Genomic DNA, 17,813 nt, shown 5'->3' with positions numbered 1-17,813 from the left:
GCGTCCGGTCTTGCGTCCGGTTTCCGGGTCCGGCTGGTCCTGCGGTCTCAGGAGCCGGTAACCCGCAGGCTGCGGAGTATGCGGTCGGTTCTCTCGGCGCAGTCCTGGTCGCAGCGGATCTGTGCGTAGACCTCGGGTCCCCCGCCGCGCGTGGCGGTGAGGCCGATCTCCTCCAGGGACTGCCCGGCGGTGTCACAGGGCGACCAGGTGCGGACCCGGCCGTGCCAGGCGTCGCTCGTGAAGGCACGGCTGCCGTGGTACGTACAGTCGTTGTGCCCGATGGTCTCGGCCTTCTGCGCCAGCCCGCCGCCGGATGCGCCGATTCCGACGAAGACGCCGCTGACCGCCGTGGTCAGGTCCGGCCAGCGGCTCACGTCCTGGGCGACGGTCAGACCGGGCTGGTGGTGGGTCCGCAGGCCCAGCACGGTGGGGTCCCAGCCCGAGCCGACCTGCTCCTCGGCCCACGCGGACGGCATCTCGAAACTGATCCGCTTCGTCGCGTCAGTCACCCGGATCTCGGTGGGGGTGGTGGGCCGGCCCTGCATTTCCACGGCGGCGACCGTCCCCGCACCGAGGAGTACGACCGCCGCTGCCCCCGCCGCGATGGCCTTCCCGCGGCGGCCCGGTGTCCGCCTCCCCGATGGTGGTTCCGGTACGGCCACCGCTGCCGTCGCGGGCCGCTTGGCCGACGGGTGCGGCTCAGGAACCGGCGTCTCCCGGACCTGAGTTGCCCCGATCCGAGATTCCCGCTCGGGGCTCCGCACCGCTGCCACGGGGATCGCCGCGGCGATCCGGTCGAGTTCGTCGGCGAAGGCGGCTGCCGTGGGCCAGCGCCGTTCGCGGTCGGGTTCCATCGCGCGCAGTACGGCGCTGTTCAGCGCGGGCGGCAGGCCGGGACGTACCCGTTCCGGTTCGATCACCTTCCCTGGTGAGCCGGGCGCCGCGCCGGTCACCAGGCGGTAGAGCACCGCGCCCAGGCTGTAGACGTCGGCGCGGCCGTCGATGCCGTCGAACGGTTCGGCCTGCTCCGGGGCCATGTATCCCGCCGAGCCGGCGACCACGGTCAGTCCCGATGCCTGGGCGAGTGTCTTGGCGAGACCGAGGTCGGCGACCAGGACCCGTTCGCGCCCCGCGGTTCCGCCCCCGGCCAGCAGGATGTTCGACGGTTTGATGTCCCGGTGGACGATGCCCGCCTCGTACAGCGCGGAGACTCCGCGGGCGGCCCGTGCGGTGAGACCGAGGGCCTCGGGCAACGCCACCGGGCCGGCCGTCATCCGGTCCTCCACGGTGCCGCGGTCGGCGTACTCCATGACGAAATAGGGCCGTTCGTCCGGCAGTTCGCCGATGTCGAAGACCTGCACCACGCCGCCGGCGGTGGCCCGGCGCAGCAGGCGGGCCTCGGTCAGGAAACGTTCGCGGATGTCCATCCGGAAGGCCCAGTTCTCGGCCATCACCTTGATCGCGACGGGGGCTTCGAGCCGGTCGTCGTGGGCCAGCCACACCACGCCGAAGGCACCGGCGCCGAGGCGCCGCTCGACGCGGTAACGGCCGATCTGATCAGGGAAGGGCATGCCCCTTATGATGCCTGGATGACTGCACAGCCGACGCAGGGGCTGCTCCCCGGGCCCGGCCGGCGGCCGACCCGCCGCCGGTGGCCCGCGTGACCCCGCCCGACGACGACACCGAGGCACTCGCCGTGCGCGCCGCGGCCGGTGACGCGGGCGCCCTCGATCAACTGCTGGGGGCGATCCGCCCCGAGGTGGTCCGCCGCTGCGGGCGGTTCCTGTTGTACCAGGAGGACGCCGAGGAGGCGGCCCAGGACGCCCTGCTGCAGGTCGCGCGGAACATCGGGCGCTTCGAGGGCCGCAGCCGGTTCAGCACCTGGCTGTACACCGTGGTCGCCAACTGCGCCCGCCAGAAGTACCGGGAGCTGAAACGGTCGGCGGTGGAACAGCCGATGGCCCCGGAGGACTCCGCCCGTCCCGATCCCCGCACGACCAGCGTGATCGCCGGCTCCCGGGTGGACCTGCTGGACGCTCTGGAAAGGCTGGAACGCGACAGCCCGCACCTGGTGGCGCCACTGGTCTACCGGGACATCTGCCAGATGGACTACGAGGAGATCGCGGAGCGTACCGGCATCCCGCTCGGCACGGTCAAGTCCCGCCTGTACCACGCCAGGCGCCAGATCCGGCCGTGGCTTTCCGCCTCGTCCTGAGACGCCTTCCACCTCACCCTGAGCACGCCACACCTCGATGACCGGCTGGGAGCCGCCGAACGTGGCGGCCCTGTGGCGGCGCCTCCGACCGACGCGCCTGTGACCGAGGCGCCTGTGACCGACGCGCCCGTGAGCGACGCACCTCTGCTTCACGCGCTTCTGACACACCGCGTGGGGAGCGTTGGCTCCCTTGACGGAGACCCGGCCATGAGTATGGTCTAGACCTGGGGTGGCGGCCTCGACAACGAAGGAGTTGGCATGGACATGAGGCGAAGACTGGCTGCCCTCACCGGTGTGGGGATCGCGCCCCTCATCGCGATATGTCTTCCGGCCACCACGGCCGGCGCCCACGGCTACGTCTCCACACCCCCGAGCCGCCAGGCGCAGTGCGCCGCGGGCGTCGTCGACTGCGGCCCCATCAAGTACGAGCCGCAGAGCGTGGAAGGGCCGAAGGGCCTGACCAGTTGCAGCGGCGGCAACGCGGACTACGCCGAACTCGACGACGACAGCAAGAACTGGACGGTCACCCCGGTCGACAGCTCGACCACCTTCACCTGGACTCTGTTGGCGCGCCACGCCACCAGCAGTTGGCAGTACTTCGTCGGTGGCCGGCAGGTGGCGCAGTTCAACGACGGTGGCGCCCAGCCCGGGGCGACCGTCACCCATCAGGTGAACTTCGGCAGTATCACCGGACGGCAGAAGGTACTCGCCGTCTGGAACATCGCCGACACGGCCAACGCGTTCTATGCCTGCGTCGACGTGAACATCAGCGGCAACGGCGGCGGGGGAGGCGGCGGGAACGGCGGGGACCCCGCTGCCTGCACCGCACCGGCCTGGGACGCCGGAACGGTCTACACCGGCGGCGAGACCGTCACCCGGAACGGCCACACCTGGCGCGCCAAGTGGTGGGTGACGGGCGACGACCCCGGCGCCGGCGGCCAGTGGGGCGCCTGGGCGGACCTCGGCCCCTGCACTCCGGCGTAACACCGGCAGGCCCGCTCGCGCCCAGCACCGCCCCGCCCCGCCCCGGGAGAAGACCTTCCGTGGCGGGGCTCGGCATGCCCCGGACCCCGCAGATCGGCAACGTCACCCCGTGACCGTCCTGACGAACCCCAGGGAGCGGAGGAAGATCTCCTCCACCCGGGCATCGGACAGCCCGTACCAGCCGTGGTCGGCGCCCGGCACGGTCCACAGCTCGACCGGTGTTCCGGCCTTATCGAGCGCCGCAGCGAGGGATTCGCCGTGCGAGCGGGCCACCATCGAGTCCGCTTCGCCGTGCACGACGAGGAACGGTGGCACGCCGGCGCGGACGGCGGCAAGCGGACTGGCCGCACGGGCGCGCTCCGGGACGGTCGCCGGGGCTGCGCCCAGCAGCGCCGCCTCGGGTGTGCCGGCGTCCTCCGGAGTGAACCGGCCCCGTGCGGCCGTCAGATCGCTCGGGGCGTACCAGATCACGGCGCCGGCCAGGGCCGGCGCGGTGTGCGTCAGGGCGAGGAGCGAGGCCAGGTGTCCGCCGGCCGACTCGCCCCACACCACAGCCCGCCCGGGGTCGATGCCGAGTTCCGCGGCGCGCAGCGTGAGCCAGCGCAGCGCGGCGCGCAGATCGTCGAGCGGGGCCGGGAAGGTGGCCTCGCCACTGAGCCGGTAGTCGGCGCAGGCGACGGCGAAGCCCGCCGCCGCGAGGCGCGCGAACGGCCCGGGGGCCCAGCCGCGGGTGCGCAGGCCCATGTCGTCGCGCCGCCCCCGGCGCCACGCGCCACCGTGCACGAACAGCACCAGCGGCACCGGCCCGGGCCGGTCGCCGCCGGGCAGCCACAGGTCGAGTTCCAGTGGACGGCCGCCCTCGACGTCGCCGTACGGCACGCCGCGCATCTCCCGTACGCCCGCCTCGACCGCGGCGGCGGACGGCAGCGGCGCGTGGTCGGGGTGCGGCGCGGCGATCAGCTCCCGCAGGGAGGGCCCGGTGGCCGTCATCGGGTCCGCCACTGGTGCTCGGGAAGGAAACGCACGTCGTACTGCTCGGGGACGCTCCGGAACCTCTCCGGCTCCGGGACGACGGGTTCCTGCGGCAGGCCGAGCCGTTCCGCCGGTGCGCCCAGGTTCTCGAAGAACCGCTCGAAGGTGCCACCGGGGCCGGCGGCGACGCCGACGACCTGGCTGTGGTGACGTTCCATGCGGTAGGCGTGCCGGCAGTTCTTGGGCACGAAGCCGAAGTCGCCGGGGGTGAGCAGCTTCTCCTGCTGCACGCCTTCGGTGTCCTCGACGAACAGCCGGACCGCGCCCTGGGTGATGTAGAAGACCTCGTGGGTGTCGGTGTGCAGATGCGCCGGTATGACGTCGCCCTTGGGACCTTCGACGGTGAAGAAGTTGAAGGTGTTCTCGGTCTGCTCGCCGCCCGCGTAGATGGTGATCAGGTCGCCGAACAGGTGAGCCCGGTCCCCTTCGCCCTTCTCGATGAAGTACGGCCTGCCCGGCTCGGGCGGAATGCGGGAGGCCTGCCGGTAGCGGGTGGCGTACTCGATGGTCATGCCTTCTCCTCGGGGCGACGTCGACGCGAATGTCAGGCAGCCTGACATGAGAGAGTGTCGGCGGGCAAGCCCCGCCATGAGCCAGCCCCCCTCTCCCGCTGCCCGCGGGACTCGCAGCCGTGAGGAAGAGATGCAGTCCACCCGCCGCAATCTGCCCCAGTTGCTCGGCGACGCCCGGCGCTGGTTCGAGGAGGGGTTGCTGGCCGCGCTGGAGGCGGAGGGTGCCACGCCGGTGTCCCCGACGCAGGCGCAGCTCTTCGCCGTGCTGGACGAGCAGGGCACCACCGTCTCCGAGTTGGCGCGGCGCATGGGCGTCACCCGGCAGACCGTGCACCAGGCGGTGCACGGTCTGATCGCCGCTCACCTGCTCGAACAGGTTCCCGACCCCGCATCGGCTCGGCAGCGGCTGATCCGGCGTACCGGGGAAGGACGGCGCGCGCACCGCAGGGCCGGCCTCATCCTGGAACGGCTGGAGGAACGGCTCGCCGGGCGGATCGGCCGGGAGGCGGTCGATGCCCTGCGGGCGGCGCTGGAGGAGCCGTGGGGCCCGCCGTACTCCCCGAGCGCGGAATGACGCTGTCCGGCGGACCCCGTTGGATAGGTTCTATGCTCGACACTGGCCGGCCGGGCCGACCCGGGGGGTTGGGCGGCGAGCCCCTGGCCCCGCCGGGGGACTCGCCGATCGTGGCCGGGGGCTCCGATCAGGGCGGCGGAAGGATTGGCAGCGAGCCATGGCAAGCGATACCGGTGCATCGGGGACGCGCAAGAAGCGGGCAACCATCTGGGAGGTTGCCCGGCTGGCCGGTGTGTCCCACCAGACGGTGTCCAGGTATCTCAAGGGCAACGGCGGCATGAAGCCGGCCACCAAGGCGAAGATCGACCAGGCGGTGGCCGAGCTCGACTACCGGCCGAATCTCATCGCGCGGTCGATGCGCACCCAGCGATCCAACCGGATCGCCATCGTGCTGCCGGAGTTGACGAACTTCGTCCCCATTCCGATGCTGCGGGGCGCCTCGGCTGCCGCTCACGAAGCGGGCTACATGACCGATGTCGTCGGTTTGGAGGGTGACGCTTCCCGGCGGGCGGAAGGCGCTCTCGCGCTGCTGGACACCGGTCAGGCCGAGGGTCTCCTCTCCTTCACCCCGCTGGCCGACGCCGCGGACCGGTCCGGCGAGCAGACGCCGATCGTGGTCTTCGGGGAGTACGACGACAACATGCACGCGCAGGGCGAGCTCGCGGACGGACGGCCGGCCGCGGAGATCGTCCGCCATCTCGCGGATCTCGGCCATCGCCGTTTCCTGCACGTGGCCGGTTCGCAGGACTGGGCATCGGCGCGCAACCGGCGCAAGGTGTACGCCGACACCGTCGAGGCGCTCGGCCTGGAGTCGTACGGCATCGTGCACGGAGACTGGTCGGTGCGGTCCGGTTACGAAGCGGCTCGGGAACTCCCGGCCGACTCCGGCGTCACCGCGGTGTTCGCGGCCAACGACTACGTCGCCATGGGGGTCATCCGCGGCTTCCAGGACCGCGGGGTGCGGGTGCCGGAGGAGATGAGCGTCTTCGGCTGGGACAACGAACAGTTCACCCAGTACTTCCGACCGACCATGTCGACGGTCAACTACGACCGCGAGGCACTGGGCCGTCAGGCGATGCTGTCGCTGCTGGCCCGGGTCCGTGGGGAGGAGCAGCCGCCGGGTCAGCTCGGCAAACTGTTCGACCTCGTGCCACGGGGTTCCAGCGGGCCCGCCCCGCACTGAGTCGCGTTCCGTCGGCTCCCCCAACTCCTCCTTGCGACCACTCCTCCCGCAGGTGTTTTTCCAGGTCAGGGCGGTTTTGGTGGAAAAAGTGACCGATCATTCGCAAGACTCTTGACGCGAAAGGTGATCGATCACTATGTTCAAGCCATCGCCACCTCGGGTGGTGATCGCACGACCTCTCCCATTTCTCCGCTCGGCCGGCCATGCGGCCGCGAGCCGGTGTCCTCCTGGCCGCATCGACGTGCCGAGGGAAGGAAAGACATGACAGAACGAGGTGTTGGACGGCCGGGCGGACGCGGTCGGCAGGCGGCGGGCGCAGCGATCGCCGTTGTCGCGGCGGTCGTCCTCAGCGCATGTGGTGCGCCGGGCAGTTCATCGTCCGCGTCGTCGGATCCGATCACCCCGAAGAAGCCGGCGAAACCGATCTCGCTGACCGTGCTGGACGGCGGCGGCGATCTCACCGGCGGCGGCAGAGCGGCCATCGACGCCTTCGTGAAGGCGAACCCGGACCTGGTCTCGGAGGTCACCTACCAGACCGCTGCCGCCACCGATGTCGCCGGGAAGGTGAAGGCGCAGCAGAACGGCGGCTCGGTCGACATCTCCCTGCTGCTCGGCGGCCCCGACGTCCTGGGTGCGGCCCAGCAGCAGAAGCTGCTGATGCGCCAGCTGCCGGCGCAGTCGGCGTCACTGCCGGATCTGTCCACCATCCAGGACGCGCCGCGAGCCGACTTCCAGAAGTCGTCGGACGGGTACGGCCTTCTGATCAACTATGACCAGAACGGCCCGTTCGTCGACTACCAACCCTCCGCGGTCCCGGCCGCCGAGGCGCCGAACACGCCCGCTGCTCTGCTCGCCTGGGCGAAGGCCCACAAAGGCAAGTTCAGTTACGCCCAGCCGGCGAGCTCCGGTTCCGGCCGGGCGTTCATCCAGGCCCTGCCGTACATGCTGGGCGACTCGGACCCCGCCGATCCGGTCAAGGGCTGGAGCAAGACCTGGGCGTACCTGAGGGAACTGGGCAAGTACGTCAACAGCTACCCGGCCAGCTCCTCCCTGCTGGCCCAGCAGTTCGGCGCCAACCAGTTGGACGTCATCCCGACGATCATCTCGCACGACGTCGCGAACCGGAAGAGCAGCACCTGGCCGGCGAACACGGGCATCACCCTGTTCAAGAACCAGAACTGGATCAACGACGGCCACTTCGCGATGATTCCGCAAGGCGTCAGCGCATCGACCCTGTACGTCGACCTGAAGCTGGAGTGGTACCTGGTGCAGCCGCAGGCCCAGCGACAGCGCCTCACCACCGGGGTGCTGACCACCGCCAACAAGGACGTCACGGCCGAGAACTCGGGCTCGGACGTCACCCGTTTCATGCGGCAGTGGGGTCGGCCCGACTTCTTCGCCACCGCCCTGAAGAAGGGCAGCGTGCGGAGGCCACTGACACCGGCGAACATGCAGCAGGCCTTCGACCTGTGGCAGCGCAACATCGGGTCCAAGGTCGGTGGCTGAGCGGTGACCATGACGGTGAACAAACCGGTCGTGGGCTTCGAGACGCTGTCGATGCGCGGAGTGACCCGAACGTACGGCAAGGGCGCCCCCGCGCTGGCCGATCTGGACCTGGAGCTGGCCCGGGGCGAGTTCGTCGCCCTGCTCGGGCCCTCCGGGTGCGGAAAGTCGACAGCACTGGCCTGCCTGGCCGGGCTGCAGCCACTGACCAGCGGCTCCATCTGGCGGGACGGCCTGCGCATCGACACGGTGGCGACGGAGAAGCGCGGCTTCGGAATGGTCTTCCAGAACTACGCCCTCTTCCCGCACATGAGCGTGCAGAAGAACGTCGAGTTCGGACTGAGCATGCGGCGGGTGCCGAAGGCGCAGCGGCAGGCACGCGCCACCACCGCGCTGAAACTGGTGCAGCTGCAGGACCACGCGGCCAAGCTGCCCTCGCAGCTGTCCGGTGGCCAGCAGCAACGGGTCGCCATCGCCCGCGCTCTGGCGATCGAGCCGGAGGTCGTCCTGATGGACGAGCCGCTGTCCAATCTGGACGCCGCACTGCGCATCGAGATGCGCACCGAGATCAAGCGGCTCTACCAGGAACGCGGCCTGACCGTGCTGTACGTGACGCACGATCAGGAGGAAGCGCTGTCGCTCGCCACCCGGCTGGTGGTGCTGCGCAAGGGCAGACTGGAGCAGACCGGCAGCCCCGAGGAGATCTACACCAACCCCGCCAGTGCTTATGTGGCGGCGTTCATGGGTTACCGCAACCTGTTCACGGCGCGCGTCGAGGACTCCGGGCCGGGCACCGACGTCAGGGTACGGGCGCACGGCGCCGTCATCCGAGGCAGCCACCGGGCCGGTGGCGCGGTGCCGGTCGGCACGGACGTCACGGTGGCCATCCGGCCGGAGGACCTCACGATCGGGGCCGACCCGACCGGCAATTCGGTCAGGGCGCTGGCCGAAGTGGTGGAGTACCAGGGCCGTGAACTGTCGGTGCGGGCACGCACCGACGGTGGCGCGGTCCTGCACCTGAAGACCGACCAGCCGGTGGTGGCGGGATCCGTCCTCACACTGGGTGCGTCCCCGGACCGCGTCCTCGTCTACCGCGGCGGCGCGGAAGAGGCCGACGTGGCGGTCGAGCCCCATGACTGAGCTCCTCCAACGACCGCCCACCGGACCGGTCGAGCGGCAGCCGCTCAAGCACCGTCTGGCCGAGCGCGGTGTCGACTGGTCGCTGCTGTTGCTGCTGCCGACCGTGGCAGTGATCGGCGGACTCTTCCTCTACCCCTTCGTCTACGGCATCTCGATCTCCTTCCAACCGCAGGCCGGCGGCAGCGCGTTCGCCAATTACCGTGACTTCTTCAACGACCCCTACATGGTGGGCTCCATCGTCAAGACGCTGCGGCTGGCCGTGCCGGTGGCGGTGGTCAGTGTCGGTCTCGCCGCGCCGATCGCCTACCAGTGCCGACGGGACTTCCGCGGCCGCAAGCTGATCACCCTGCTGCTGATGCTGCCCATCACCTTCGGCAGCATCCTGATCGCCCAGGGCATGCCCCGGGTGTTCTCGCCGTACGGCTGGGTCAACCTGGCACTGAAGGCGGCAGGGCTGCCGCAGAGCAGCCTGCTGTACAACTACCGGGGCACCTTCATCGCCGCCGTGCTCACCACGCTGCCGCTGGCGTTCCTGATGATGATGGGTTTCTTCGGCGGCATCGACCGTTCCCTGGAGAACGCGGCCGCCACCCTCGGCGCGTCCCGCGCGGTGCGCTTCTGGCGGATCATCCTGCCGCTGGCCATGCCGGGCATCCTGACGGCGTTCATGCTGGCGCTGGTCGAGGCCTTCGCGATCTTCCCTTCGGCGATCCTGGTCGGCCAGCCGGACAACCAGACCCATGTGCTGACCATCCCGATCTACCAGGCCGCCTCGCAGCGCTCCGACTACACCCAGGCGTCGGCCATCGCGATCGTGCTGACCGTGATCGAGCTGCTGATCCTCGGACTGGCGGTGCTGCTCCGGAGCCGCCTGTACAAGGGACCCGCGGCCGGAGGAAAAGGCTGATGCCGCACATCGCCCACACCACACGCGCCACCACCCCGGCGACCGGCGGTCCCGGGCCCCGAGCGACCCGCAGCCGGGCCGCCAGGCCCCGGCCCACGGTCACCGCGGTCGTCACCTGGGTGATCGCCGGCCTCTTCGTCGGCACGCTGCTGGCCGTCCTCGTCTCGGTCGTGGTCGCCTCCCTCTCCTCCTCCTGGGGCGGGACCTGGCTGCCGGCCGGCCTGACCAGCAAGTGGTTCAGCCAGGCCTGGCACACCCCCGGACTGGCGTCCTCCATCCGCGTCACCTTCGAAGTGGCCTTCGCCGATGTTTCGCTGGCCCTGCTCATCGGTGTTCCGGCCGGGTACGTGCTGGCCCGCAAGAGCTTCCCCGGCCGCTCGGCGATCATGCTGTTCGCCCTGTTCCCGGCGATCCTTCCGCCACTGACCTACGCGGTGCAGCTGGCCGCCCTGATGTACCGCATCGGCATCGGCGGCACGCTGTTGTCCGTCGTTCTGGTCAATCTCGTACCGATCCTGCCGCTCGTCATCCTGATCACCGTCCCCTTCGTCGAACAGATCTCACCCGACGTCGAAAAGGCTGCCAAGGTCTTCGGCGCGGGCCACCTGCGCCTGTTCACCCGGGTCCTGGTACCGCTGTTGGTGCCCGGCATCGTCGCGGCCGGCGTGCTCAGCCTGGTCCGCGTCCTCGGGTCCTTCGAACTGACCTTCTTCGTGTCCAGCGCCAAGACCCAGACCCTGGTGGTCACCATCTTCGGCGCACTGTCCGATCCCGGTGGGCCCCCGGCCGCACTGACGGCCGCGATGACCGTGTTCTACATGGCGATCGCCTTCATCGGTCTCGTCATCAGCCTGCGCTTCTCCAACCCCGCTCAGGCCCTGTCCCGCCCCGCGCACGCCGGTGTCTGAGCGCCTCTCAGGTCTGTGCACTCCTCTGTCTGAGCACCTCCCAGGAAGAACCTCCATGACACAGCCACATCACCCGGTCAGGGTGGCCCTCGTCGGTGCCGGAGGCATCGCCGGAGGCAGCCACCTGCCCGCCCTGCTCGCGCAGGGTGACGAGGTCACCACGGTGGCCGTCCTCGATGTCGACGAGGAACGCGCCGCGGCCTTCGCCGCCCGGTGGGACATCCCCGCCGTCTTCGGTGATCTGCGGCAGATGCTCGACACCGCCCAGCCGGACCTGGTCGTGGTGTGCACCCCGCCGGGCGCCCACCGCGACACCGTCGTGACCTGCCTGGACGCGGGCGCCTGGGTGTGGTGCGAGAAGCCGCCCACCCTGTCGGTGGCCGAATACGACGAGATAGCCGCACACGAACGCGACGGCGGTCCGTACGCGTCCTACGTGTTCCAGCACCGGTTCGGTTCGGCCGCCCGCGCTCTGCGGGAACACATCCGCACCGGATCCCTGGGCGCTCCGCTCGTCGGCATCTGCCACACGCTGTGGTACCGCGACGCGGCGTACTACGACGTCCCGTGGCGAGGCCGGTGGGAGACCGAGGGCGGTGGCCCCAGCATGGGCCACGGGATCCACCAGATGGACCTCATGCTGGCCCTGATGGGCGAATGGACCGAGGTCCGGGCGAGCACCGGAACGCTGGCCCGGGAAGTGGAGACCGAGGACGTCTCGATGGCCCTGGTCCGCTTCGCGTCCGGCGCCATGGTCTCCATGGTCAACAGTGTGCTGTCGCCACGGGAGACGAGCTACCTCCGCTTCGACTTCCCCGAGGCCACCGTCGAGCTCACCCACCTCTACGGATACGACAACAGCAACTGGCAGTGGACGCCCGCCCCGCACCGCGCCACGGACTCCGCCGCCGACCTCGGCGCCCCGGCCGACGACGAGGCCAGCTCCCACACCGCCCAGCTGCGGGTGCTGCTGCAGGCGCTCCGCTCCGGCCGGCGCCCCGAGGCGAGCGGGGAGGACGGCCGCCGGGTACTGGCGTTCATCGCCGCCCTGTACGAGTCGGCGGCCACTGGACGGCCGGTCACCCCGGATCAGCTCACCCCCGACAACCCGTTCTACTACTCGATGAGCGGTGCTCCCGGCTTCGTCGGCCGCCCGCACACCGGTGAGGAGTCACTCCGTGCCTGACACCCCCTTCGAGATCAGCCACGACGAGGCAGGAACCGAACTGGCCGTCACCGTCGGCAGCACCGACATCGCCCGCTACGTGTACCGGCCGGACACACCCGTCGAGGAATCACCCAAGCCGTACCTGTACCCGCTCACCACCCTGTCCGGCGCCCCGCTGGGCGTCTACCGGCCCTGGGACCACCGGTGGCACAAGGGCCTGCAGATGACCTGGTCCCACCTGTCCGGTGACAATTTCTGGGGCGGCCCCACCTTCCAGGAGGGGGCCCCCGGCCACGGATACGTCTGGCGGAAGAACCACGGACAGCAGCAGCACCGTTCCTTCGAGACCGACAGCACCGGGACCGACGACACCAAGGGCCCCGACATCAGGGTGCGGCAGCGCCTGGACTGGATCGCGTCGACCGGCGAGATGTGGTTCGACGAGACCCGCACGATCCGCTTCCACGGCGCGGACACCGAACGCGGCATCTGGGCACTGGACTTCACCACGTCCCTGGTCAACGTCCACGACACGCTGCTGCGGCTGGGCAGCCCCACCACCCACGGCCGCGCGAACGCCGGGTACACCGGTCTCTTCTGGCGCGGTCCCCGGTCCTGGACGGGCGCCGATCTCGTGGCGGCCGGCCACCGGGAGGGTGACGCCGTCATGGGCGCGGAGGCCCCCTGGGCCGCGATCACCGGCGAACACGACGAGATCGACGGCGCCGCCACCGTCATCGCGTACGCCGGAACGTCCTCGGCCGCCGTGCCGATCAAGTGGTTCGCCCGCAGCAGCGCCTTCGCCTGCCTCAACCCGTCGCCGGCCTTCGACACCGAGATCAAGCTGGAGCCGGGGGAACCCCTGGACCTGGCGCACCGCTTCGTGTTCGTCGACCGCGGGCTGGAACGCTCCGAACTTGACGCCGTCGCGGCCGAGTTCGTGCTGTGACCGGCGCGGGTGACGGCTACCCGGACTTCCCGGGATCCGTCGGTCTGAGCCACTTGACGGCGTATCCGTGGCCCACCGCCGACGACGAGCACGGCGGATCACCGCACCTGCACCTGGCGTGCGCCGAGTGCTACGTCGTCGTCGGCGGCCGGGGACGGCTGGTCACGCTCAGCCCTGCGGGAATCCAGGAGTCCACGCTGCAGGCCGGAGACGTGGTCTGGTTCACCCCCGGAACCATCCACCGGGCCGTCAACGACGGCGAACTGCGCGTCGTCGTCGTCATGCAGAACGGCGGCCTGCCCGAAGCGGGTGACGCGGTGATGACCTTCCCCGCCGAACACCTCACCCCCGGCGCCTACCCGGCCGCCGCATCCGTGCTCGACGCACGGGGACGCCCGGACCGGAATCGGGCCCGTGCCCGCAGAGACCTCGCCGTACAGGGCTTCCTCGAGCTCCAACGGCAGTGGCGGCAGGGGAACTCCGGCGCCCTGGACGACTTCTACCGGGCGGCCGCCGCGCTCGTCCGGCCCCGCCTCGAGGCCTGGGAGAAGACCGTCCAGGAAGGAGCCGCCGCCGCGGCGCGGACCACTCTGCGGCAGATCGATGCGCTCAGAGCGGGGGACTGGGCACACCTGCGTCACGCCGAGGTGTCCCGGATCGCCGAACCGCCGCAGCAGTCCCTGGGCATGTGCGGCTTCCTACGGGCCTACGACCCGATCCGACGGGCCGGTCCGCCCGACACGTGACCCCCTTGTCGTTCCGCAGTGTGTCTCGCAGGTCCCTACCGCACCAGGAGAGGATCCCCATGTCGCACGCACCAACCGCGATGTTGCCCGCCCCGACCGCGAGAAACGGCCGACGCCTCGCCGGCCTGCTCGCCGCGGTCGCCGTCGGCGCCGCGTCCGTGATCGCCCTGCCCGGCGTGTCCCGGGCCGCGCCCGTCGCGCCCGCTCACGGCACCACGTTCTACGTCGACGCCGCAGCCGGCCACGACAGCGCATCCGGCACCGACCCGCACGCGGCGTGGCGGAGCCTCGCCCGGGTCGACCGCACGACCTTCCGGCCCGGCGACCGCATCCTGCTGAAGGCCGGGGGCACCTGGCGGGGCCAGCTGTGGCCCAAGGGCTCCGGCGCGGCGAACCGCCCGATCACCATTCGCAGTTACGGCCACGGTGCCAAGCCGCGGATCGAGGGAGGCGGCGCGGTGGACGACGCCGTCCGGCTCTTCAACCAGGAGTACTGGGAGATCCACGACCTGGACGTCAGCAACTCCGTGCCCGCGACCCCGACCCCCGGCGAAAACCTGAGGGACCTGCGCGGTATCCATGTGTCCGGTGACGACTCGCGGCAGCTGGACCACTTCGTCATCGACGGCGTCGACGTCCACGACGTCACCGGCCAGGTCAACTGGATCGGCGGCTCCGTCACCGGCAACGCCCCCGGGGTGCACTTCAAGACCGGCTGGGACGGTTCGAAGAAGACCGGCGGCATCGTGTTCGACACCACCGTGCCGGACATCACCGCGCCTCCTTCCACCCCCACCGTGCTGAACGACCTGGTGGTGGAGAACTCGACGGTGACCAACACCTCGTTCGCCGGCATCGTCGTCAAGCAGTACACCGGCGACGGCACCGACGCGAACGGCAACACCATCGCGACATCGACCGGCTGGGGCGTCCGTACGTCGGCCTCCGACGCCAGGTTCGCCCCGCACACCGACGTCACCATCCGGAACAACTACCTCACCCAGGCCGGCACTGCCTACGGCTGCGACGCGGTGTACCTGACCGACGTACGCGGCGCCGTGGTCGATCACAACGTCGTCGACCGCGCCGGGACATCGGGCATCGAGACGTACTACTCCGACGACGTCGTGATCCAGCACAACGAGGTGTACCGCACGCAGCAGAAGGCGGGCGGCGCCGACTCCAACGGCATCGACGCCGACAAGGCCACCACCGGGGTCGTCATCCAGTACAACTTCGTGCACGACAACGGCGACGGCATCCTGCTGTGCCAGTTCTCCTTCGGCAACGTCGTGGTGCGCTACAACATCCTGAGCGGCAACACCCGCTACCCGCTCTACCTGCACTCCGACAAGGCAGCCTCGGCCGTCGTCCACAACAACACCGTGCACAACCGGACGAGCAAGCACCTGGTGTACGGCTACGGGTCCTCCCTGGCTTCGCACTACGACCTGCGCGACAACGCCTTCTTCTCGTCGGTGGCCGACGCGAGCCTGACGACCAGCCCGACCATCGGCTACGACCACAACTTCTACGGCGGAGCGGCCCTGCCCGTCCCGGCGACCGACACCCATCCCCTCACCGGCGACCCGGAGTTCGTCGACCCGGCCGTCTCAGGCCCTTACGGCACCGCGGCCGACGGCCCGCAACTGAACACGGCCCTGGGCTTCGCACCCCGCCGCGGCTCCCCGCTGATCGACAACGGCACCGCCACCCCGGACAACGGCGGCGATGACTACCGCGGCGCCCGGCTCTACCAGGGGGTGCCGGACATCGGCGCGGTCGAGTACCGCTGAGGGCTGTCGGCAGGTCACGCGCCCGGCAGCGGGGTCAGCGCCTGTTCGGTCCAGATAGTCTTGCCGGACACCGTGTGCCGGGTGCCCCAGCGGGTGGTGAGCTGCGCGACCAGGAGCAGACCGCGGCCGCCTTCGTCGAAGATCCGTGCCCGGCGCAGGTGCGGGGAGGTCGAGTTGCCGTCGGAGACCTCGCAGATGAGCGTCCGGTTGTAGATCAGCCGGAGCTGGATCGGCTGGCTGCCGTAACGGATGGCGTTGGTGACCAGTTCGCTGACCACCAGCTCGGTGACGAAGCCGGCCTCCGTCAGCCCCCAGGCGTCGAGCTGGGCGAGGGCGAGCCGTCGGGCCTCGGCGACGCCCGCGAAGTCGGCAGCGAGGTCCCAGACCCGGATGTGGTCGGAGTCCAGGGCCTTGGTGCGCGCCAGCACCAGCGCGACGTCGTCGCGCGGGTGCGCCGGCAGCAGGGTGGAAAGCACCTGGTCGCAGCGGGTCTCCAGGGTGGAGTACGAAGCGGCCAGCGCCTGGCGCAGCCGTGCGATGCCCCGGTCCGGATCCCGGTCGATGGCCTCCACAAGACCGTCCGTGAAGAGGGCGACGAGGCTGCCTTCCGGCAGTTCGAGCTCCGTCGTCTCGAAGGGCAGGCCGCCCACCCCGAGCACCGGGCCGACGCTGACGTCCACCACCTGCGTGGTGCCGTCCGGCAGCAGCAGTACGGGCGGGGGGTGACCGGCGCCGGCCACGCTCAGCATGCGCGACACGGGGTCATAGACCGCGTACAGGCACGTCGCTCCGGTCTCACCGGTGCTGGTGCGGTTCACGTCGTCGGCGTCGGTGTCGTCGTCACCGCCCAGCCGGAGGACCAGGTCGTCGAGATGGGCCAGGAGCTCGTCGGGCGGGAGGTCGACGTCGGCGAGCGTCTGCACCGCGGTGCGCAGCCTGCCCATCGTCGCGGAAGCCTGGATGCCGTGGCCGACCACATCGCCGACCACCAGGCCGACCCGCGCACCGGAGAGCGGGATGATGTCGAACCAGTCGCCGCCCACGCCCGCCTGCGCGTCGGTGGGCAGATAGTGGCAGGCGACGTCCACCGCCGGCTGCCACGACGGCCCACGCGGCAGGAGGCTCTGCTGGAGGGCGAGCGCGGTGGTGCGCTCGCGGGTGTAACGGCGGGCGTTGTCCACACAGAGGGCGGCCCGGCCGGCGAGTTCCTTCGCCAGCGCGAAGTCGTCCTGGGTGAACGTGTCGGGCCGGGTGCGCAGCAGCACGGCGACCCCCAGCGTGGTGCCACGGGCGATCAGCGGCACCGCCATCAGCGAGGTGACGACGGAGCCGCGCATCTTCTCGGCCCGCGCCGGCACGTTCGCGATCCACTCGTCGAAATCCGGGTCCCCGCTCCCACTGAGCACGGCCTGTCCGGAGTGCAGCGCCCGGGCGGGCGGCGAGTACGGCGGGTACGCGTCGGTGTAGCCCAGCCCGATCACCGCCTCGGGGGTCCCCTGCTCGGTGGACAGGTGCGCGGCCCGCCGCATGACGACGGTCGCGTCCGGGCTGCCGGGCGCGGGCTCCTCGCCGCGCATCACCGCATCGAGCAGATCCACACTGGCGAAATCGGCGAACCGCGGGATGATCAGCTCGGCCAACTCCTGCGCGGTACGGCCCAGGTCCAGACTCCGGCCGATCGAGACCGAGGCCTCGTCGAGCACCGCGAGGCGCTGCCGCGCCCAGTGCTGCTCACTGCTGTCGAAGCCGGCCATGCCGACCGCGTACACCTCTCCCGTCGCGTCCCGGACCGGCCACAACTCCAGGTTCCAGGCGTGCTCCCGGATTCCGGACGGTGCACGGGTGTGGCTTTCGAAGTGCGCGGGCTTCCCCGTCGCGGCGACGTCACGCAGCGCCTCCAGGAAGCCCAGGTACTCCACGTCCTCCGGGACGCCATAGGGATAGGTCCGGCCGCGCAGGTCCTCCTCGTCGAGCCCCATCACCTGGCAGGCCACGTCGTTGAGCCGCAGGTACCGAGGGGTGCCGTCGAAGATCGACATCGAGAACGAGGCCTGACAGAACGCACGCTCCACGAGCGCAGGCCAGTCTTCGCCTCCCCACCGAGGATCCATATGATCAGTGTGCGCCCCGCTCCGTACCCCAACAAGTGGGGCATTCGCTGACATCGGCGCGCCGCGGGCAGCGGCCGGACGCGGT

General features: G+C 70.6%; 16 protein-coding genes. 12 read left to right on the top strand and 4 right to left on the bottom strand.

Annotated elements, in window-relative coordinates; all coding sequences use genetic code 11:
* Positions 1–47: 47 nt before the first annotated feature.
* The gene (locus AB0M87_RS02055) at positions 48–1,571 is read right to left on the bottom strand and encodes a serine/threonine-protein kinase (protein WP_365849334.1); all 1,524 of its coding nucleotides are present in this window, start codon (positions 1,569–1,571) and stop codon (positions 48–50) included.
* A gap of 89 nt (positions 1,572–1,660) precedes the next feature.
* Between AB0M87_RS02055 and AB0M87_RS02050 the strand changes: the two genes are divergently transcribed.
* Both AB0M87_RS02050 and AB0M87_RS02045 read left to right on the top strand, forming a co-directional pair.
* Positions 1,661–2,215, top strand: a complete 555-nt coding sequence (locus AB0M87_RS02050; RefSeq protein WP_365849332.1) for an RNA polymerase sigma factor — start codon at positions 1,661–1,663, stop codon at positions 2,213–2,215.
* A 258-nt stretch (positions 2,216–2,473) separates the two neighbouring features.
* Positions 2,474–3,199, top strand: coding sequence for a lytic polysaccharide monooxygenase (locus AB0M87_RS02045; RefSeq protein WP_365849331.1), 726 nt, complete (start codon positions 2,474–2,476; stop codon positions 3,197–3,199).
* Between the two features lie 102 nt (positions 3,200–3,301).
* Here AB0M87_RS02045 and AB0M87_RS02040 read toward each other — a convergent pair whose 3' ends face one another.
* Together AB0M87_RS02040 and AB0M87_RS02035 are read right to left on the bottom strand one after the other, a co-directional pair.
* Positions 3,302–4,189, bottom strand: a complete 888-nt coding sequence (locus AB0M87_RS02040) for an alpha/beta hydrolase (protein WP_365849330.1) — start codon at positions 4,187–4,189, stop codon at positions 3,302–3,304.
* Positions 4,186–4,743: a quercetin 2,3-dioxygenase gene (locus tag AB0M87_RS02035; RefSeq protein WP_365849329.1), complete on the bottom strand. Its 558-nt coding sequence runs from the start codon at positions 4,741–4,743 to the stop codon at positions 4,186–4,188. The genes AB0M87_RS02040 and AB0M87_RS02035 overlap by 4 nt, the downstream gene beginning before the upstream one ends.
* Positions 4,744–4,873: 130 nt before the next feature.
* Between AB0M87_RS02035 and AB0M87_RS02030 the strand changes: the two genes are divergently transcribed.
* The 10 genes from AB0M87_RS02030 to AB0M87_RS01985 all read left to right on the top strand — a co-directional run bounded on the left by AB0M87_RS02030 (position 4,874) and on the right by AB0M87_RS01985 (position 15,617).
* Complete coding sequence (locus tag AB0M87_RS02030; RefSeq protein WP_365849327.1) at positions 4,874–5,317, top strand: MarR family winged helix-turn-helix transcriptional regulator; 444 nt, start codon at positions 4,874–4,876, stop codon at positions 5,315–5,317.
* A 157-nt stretch (positions 5,318–5,474) separates the two neighbouring features.
* Positions 5,475–6,500, top strand: a complete 1,026-nt coding sequence (locus tag AB0M87_RS02025; protein ID WP_365849326.1) for a LacI family DNA-binding transcriptional regulator — start codon at positions 5,475–5,477, stop codon at positions 6,498–6,500.
* Between the two features lie 261 nt (positions 6,501–6,761).
* Positions 6,762–8,006, top strand: coding sequence for an extracellular solute-binding protein (locus tag AB0M87_RS02020; RefSeq protein WP_365849325.1), 1,245 nt, complete (start codon positions 6,762–6,764; stop codon positions 8,004–8,006).
* 9 nt (positions 8,007–8,015) lie between these two features.
* Positions 8,016–9,143, top strand: coding sequence for an ABC transporter ATP-binding protein (locus tag AB0M87_RS02015; protein ID WP_365849323.1), 1,128 nt, complete (start codon positions 8,016–8,018; stop codon positions 9,141–9,143).
* Positions 9,136–10,050, top strand: a complete 915-nt coding sequence (locus AB0M87_RS02010; RefSeq protein ID WP_365849322.1) for an ABC transporter permease subunit — start codon at positions 9,136–9,138, stop codon at positions 10,048–10,050. The genes AB0M87_RS02015 and AB0M87_RS02010 overlap by 8 nt, the downstream gene beginning before the upstream one ends.
* A complete protein-coding gene (locus tag AB0M87_RS02005) occupies positions 10,050–10,958 on the top strand; it encodes an ABC transporter permease subunit (RefSeq protein ID WP_365849320.1) in 909 nt (302 codons plus the stop codon). The genes AB0M87_RS02010 and AB0M87_RS02005 overlap by 1 nt, the downstream gene beginning before the upstream one ends.
* Positions 10,959–11,013: 55 nt before the next feature.
* Complete coding sequence (locus AB0M87_RS02000; RefSeq protein WP_365849318.1) at positions 11,014–12,144, top strand: Gfo/Idh/MocA family oxidoreductase; 1,131 nt, start codon at positions 11,014–11,016, stop codon at positions 12,142–12,144.
* Positions 12,137–13,075, top strand: coding sequence for a PmoA family protein (locus AB0M87_RS01995; RefSeq protein WP_365849317.1), 939 nt, complete (start codon positions 12,137–12,139; stop codon positions 13,073–13,075). The genes AB0M87_RS02000 and AB0M87_RS01995 overlap by 8 nt, the downstream gene beginning before the upstream one ends.
* On the top strand, positions 13,072–13,821 hold the full coding sequence (locus AB0M87_RS01990) for a cupin domain-containing protein (RefSeq protein WP_365849316.1): 750 nt from the start codon (positions 13,072–13,074) through the stop codon (positions 13,819–13,821). Before AB0M87_RS01995 ends, AB0M87_RS01990 begins: the two co-directional genes overlap by 4 nt.
* Before the next feature lie 59 nt (positions 13,822–13,880).
* Positions 13,881–15,617 (top strand): right-handed parallel beta-helix repeat-containing protein, encoded by a 1,737-nt coding sequence (locus AB0M87_RS01985; protein ID WP_365849315.1) that lies wholly within the window; start codon positions 13,881–13,883, stop codon positions 15,615–15,617.
* A gap of 14 nt (positions 15,618–15,631) precedes the next feature.
* Here the strand turns inward: AB0M87_RS01985 and AB0M87_RS01980 are convergent, their stop codons facing one another.
* Positions 15,632–17,728 (bottom strand): SpoIIE family protein phosphatase, encoded by a 2,097-nt coding sequence (locus AB0M87_RS01980; RefSeq protein ID WP_365849314.1) that lies wholly within the window; start codon positions 17,726–17,728, stop codon positions 15,632–15,634.
* Between the last annotated feature and the right edge of the window lie 85 nt (positions 17,729–17,813).

The organism is Streptomyces sp. NPDC051320, assembly GCF_040682175.1.
Classification (GTDB): domain Bacteria; phylum Actinomycetota; class Actinomycetes; order Streptomycetales; family Streptomycetaceae; genus Streptomyces.
The sequence above is the reverse complement of the archived record's forward strand: the minus strand, read 5'-3'. Positions and strand labels throughout refer to the sequence as shown.

What these genes read in the sequence shown, in the direction of transcription:
- AB0M87_RS02025 (WP_365849326.1), top strand. Translation starts at nt 5,475, where the DNA reads ATGGCAAGCGATACCGGTGCATCGGGGACGCGCAAGAAGCGGGCAACC.
- AB0M87_RS02015 (WP_365849323.1), top strand. Translation starts at nt 8,016, where the DNA reads ATGACGGTGAACAAACCGGTCGTGGGCTTCGAGACGCTGTCGATGCGC.
- AB0M87_RS02030 (WP_365849327.1), top strand. Translation starts at nt 4,874, where the DNA reads ATGCAGTCCACCCGCCGCAATCTGCCCCAGTTGCTCGGCGACGCCCGG.
- AB0M87_RS02005 (WP_365849320.1), top strand. Translation starts at nt 10,050, where the DNA reads ATGCCGCACATCGCCCACACCACACGCGCCACCACCCCGGCGACCGGC.
- AB0M87_RS01985 (WP_365849315.1), top strand. Translation starts at nt 13,881, where the DNA reads ATGTCGCACGCACCAACCGCGATGTTGCCCGCCCCGACCGCGAGAAAC.
- AB0M87_RS02055 (WP_365849334.1), bottom strand. Translation starts at nt 1,571, where the DNA reads ATGCCCTTCCCTGATCAGATCGGCCGTTACCGCGTCGAGCGGCGCCTC.
- AB0M87_RS01980 (WP_365849314.1), bottom strand. Translation starts at nt 17,728, where the DNA reads ATGGATCCTCGGTGGGGAGGCGAAGACTGGCCTGCGCTCGTGGAGCGT.
- AB0M87_RS02020 (WP_365849325.1), top strand. Translation starts at nt 6,762, where the DNA reads ATGACAGAACGAGGTGTTGGACGGCCGGGCGGACGCGGTCGGCAGGCG.
- AB0M87_RS02035 (WP_365849329.1), bottom strand. Translation starts at nt 4,743, where the DNA reads ATGACCATCGAGTACGCCACCCGCTACCGGCAGGCCTCCCGCATTCCG.
- AB0M87_RS02040 (WP_365849330.1), bottom strand. Translation starts at nt 4,189, where the DNA reads ATGACGGCCACCGGGCCCTCCCTGCGGGAGCTGATCGCCGCGCCGCAC.
- AB0M87_RS02000 (WP_365849318.1), top strand. Translation starts at nt 11,014, where the DNA reads ATGACACAGCCACATCACCCGGTCAGGGTGGCCCTCGTCGGTGCCGGA.
- AB0M87_RS02010 (WP_365849322.1), top strand. Translation starts at nt 9,136, where the DNA reads ATGACTGAGCTCCTCCAACGACCGCCCACCGGACCGGTCGAGCGGCAG.
- AB0M87_RS02045 (WP_365849331.1), top strand. Translation starts at nt 2,474, where the DNA reads ATGGACATGAGGCGAAGACTGGCTGCCCTCACCGGTGTGGGGATCGCG.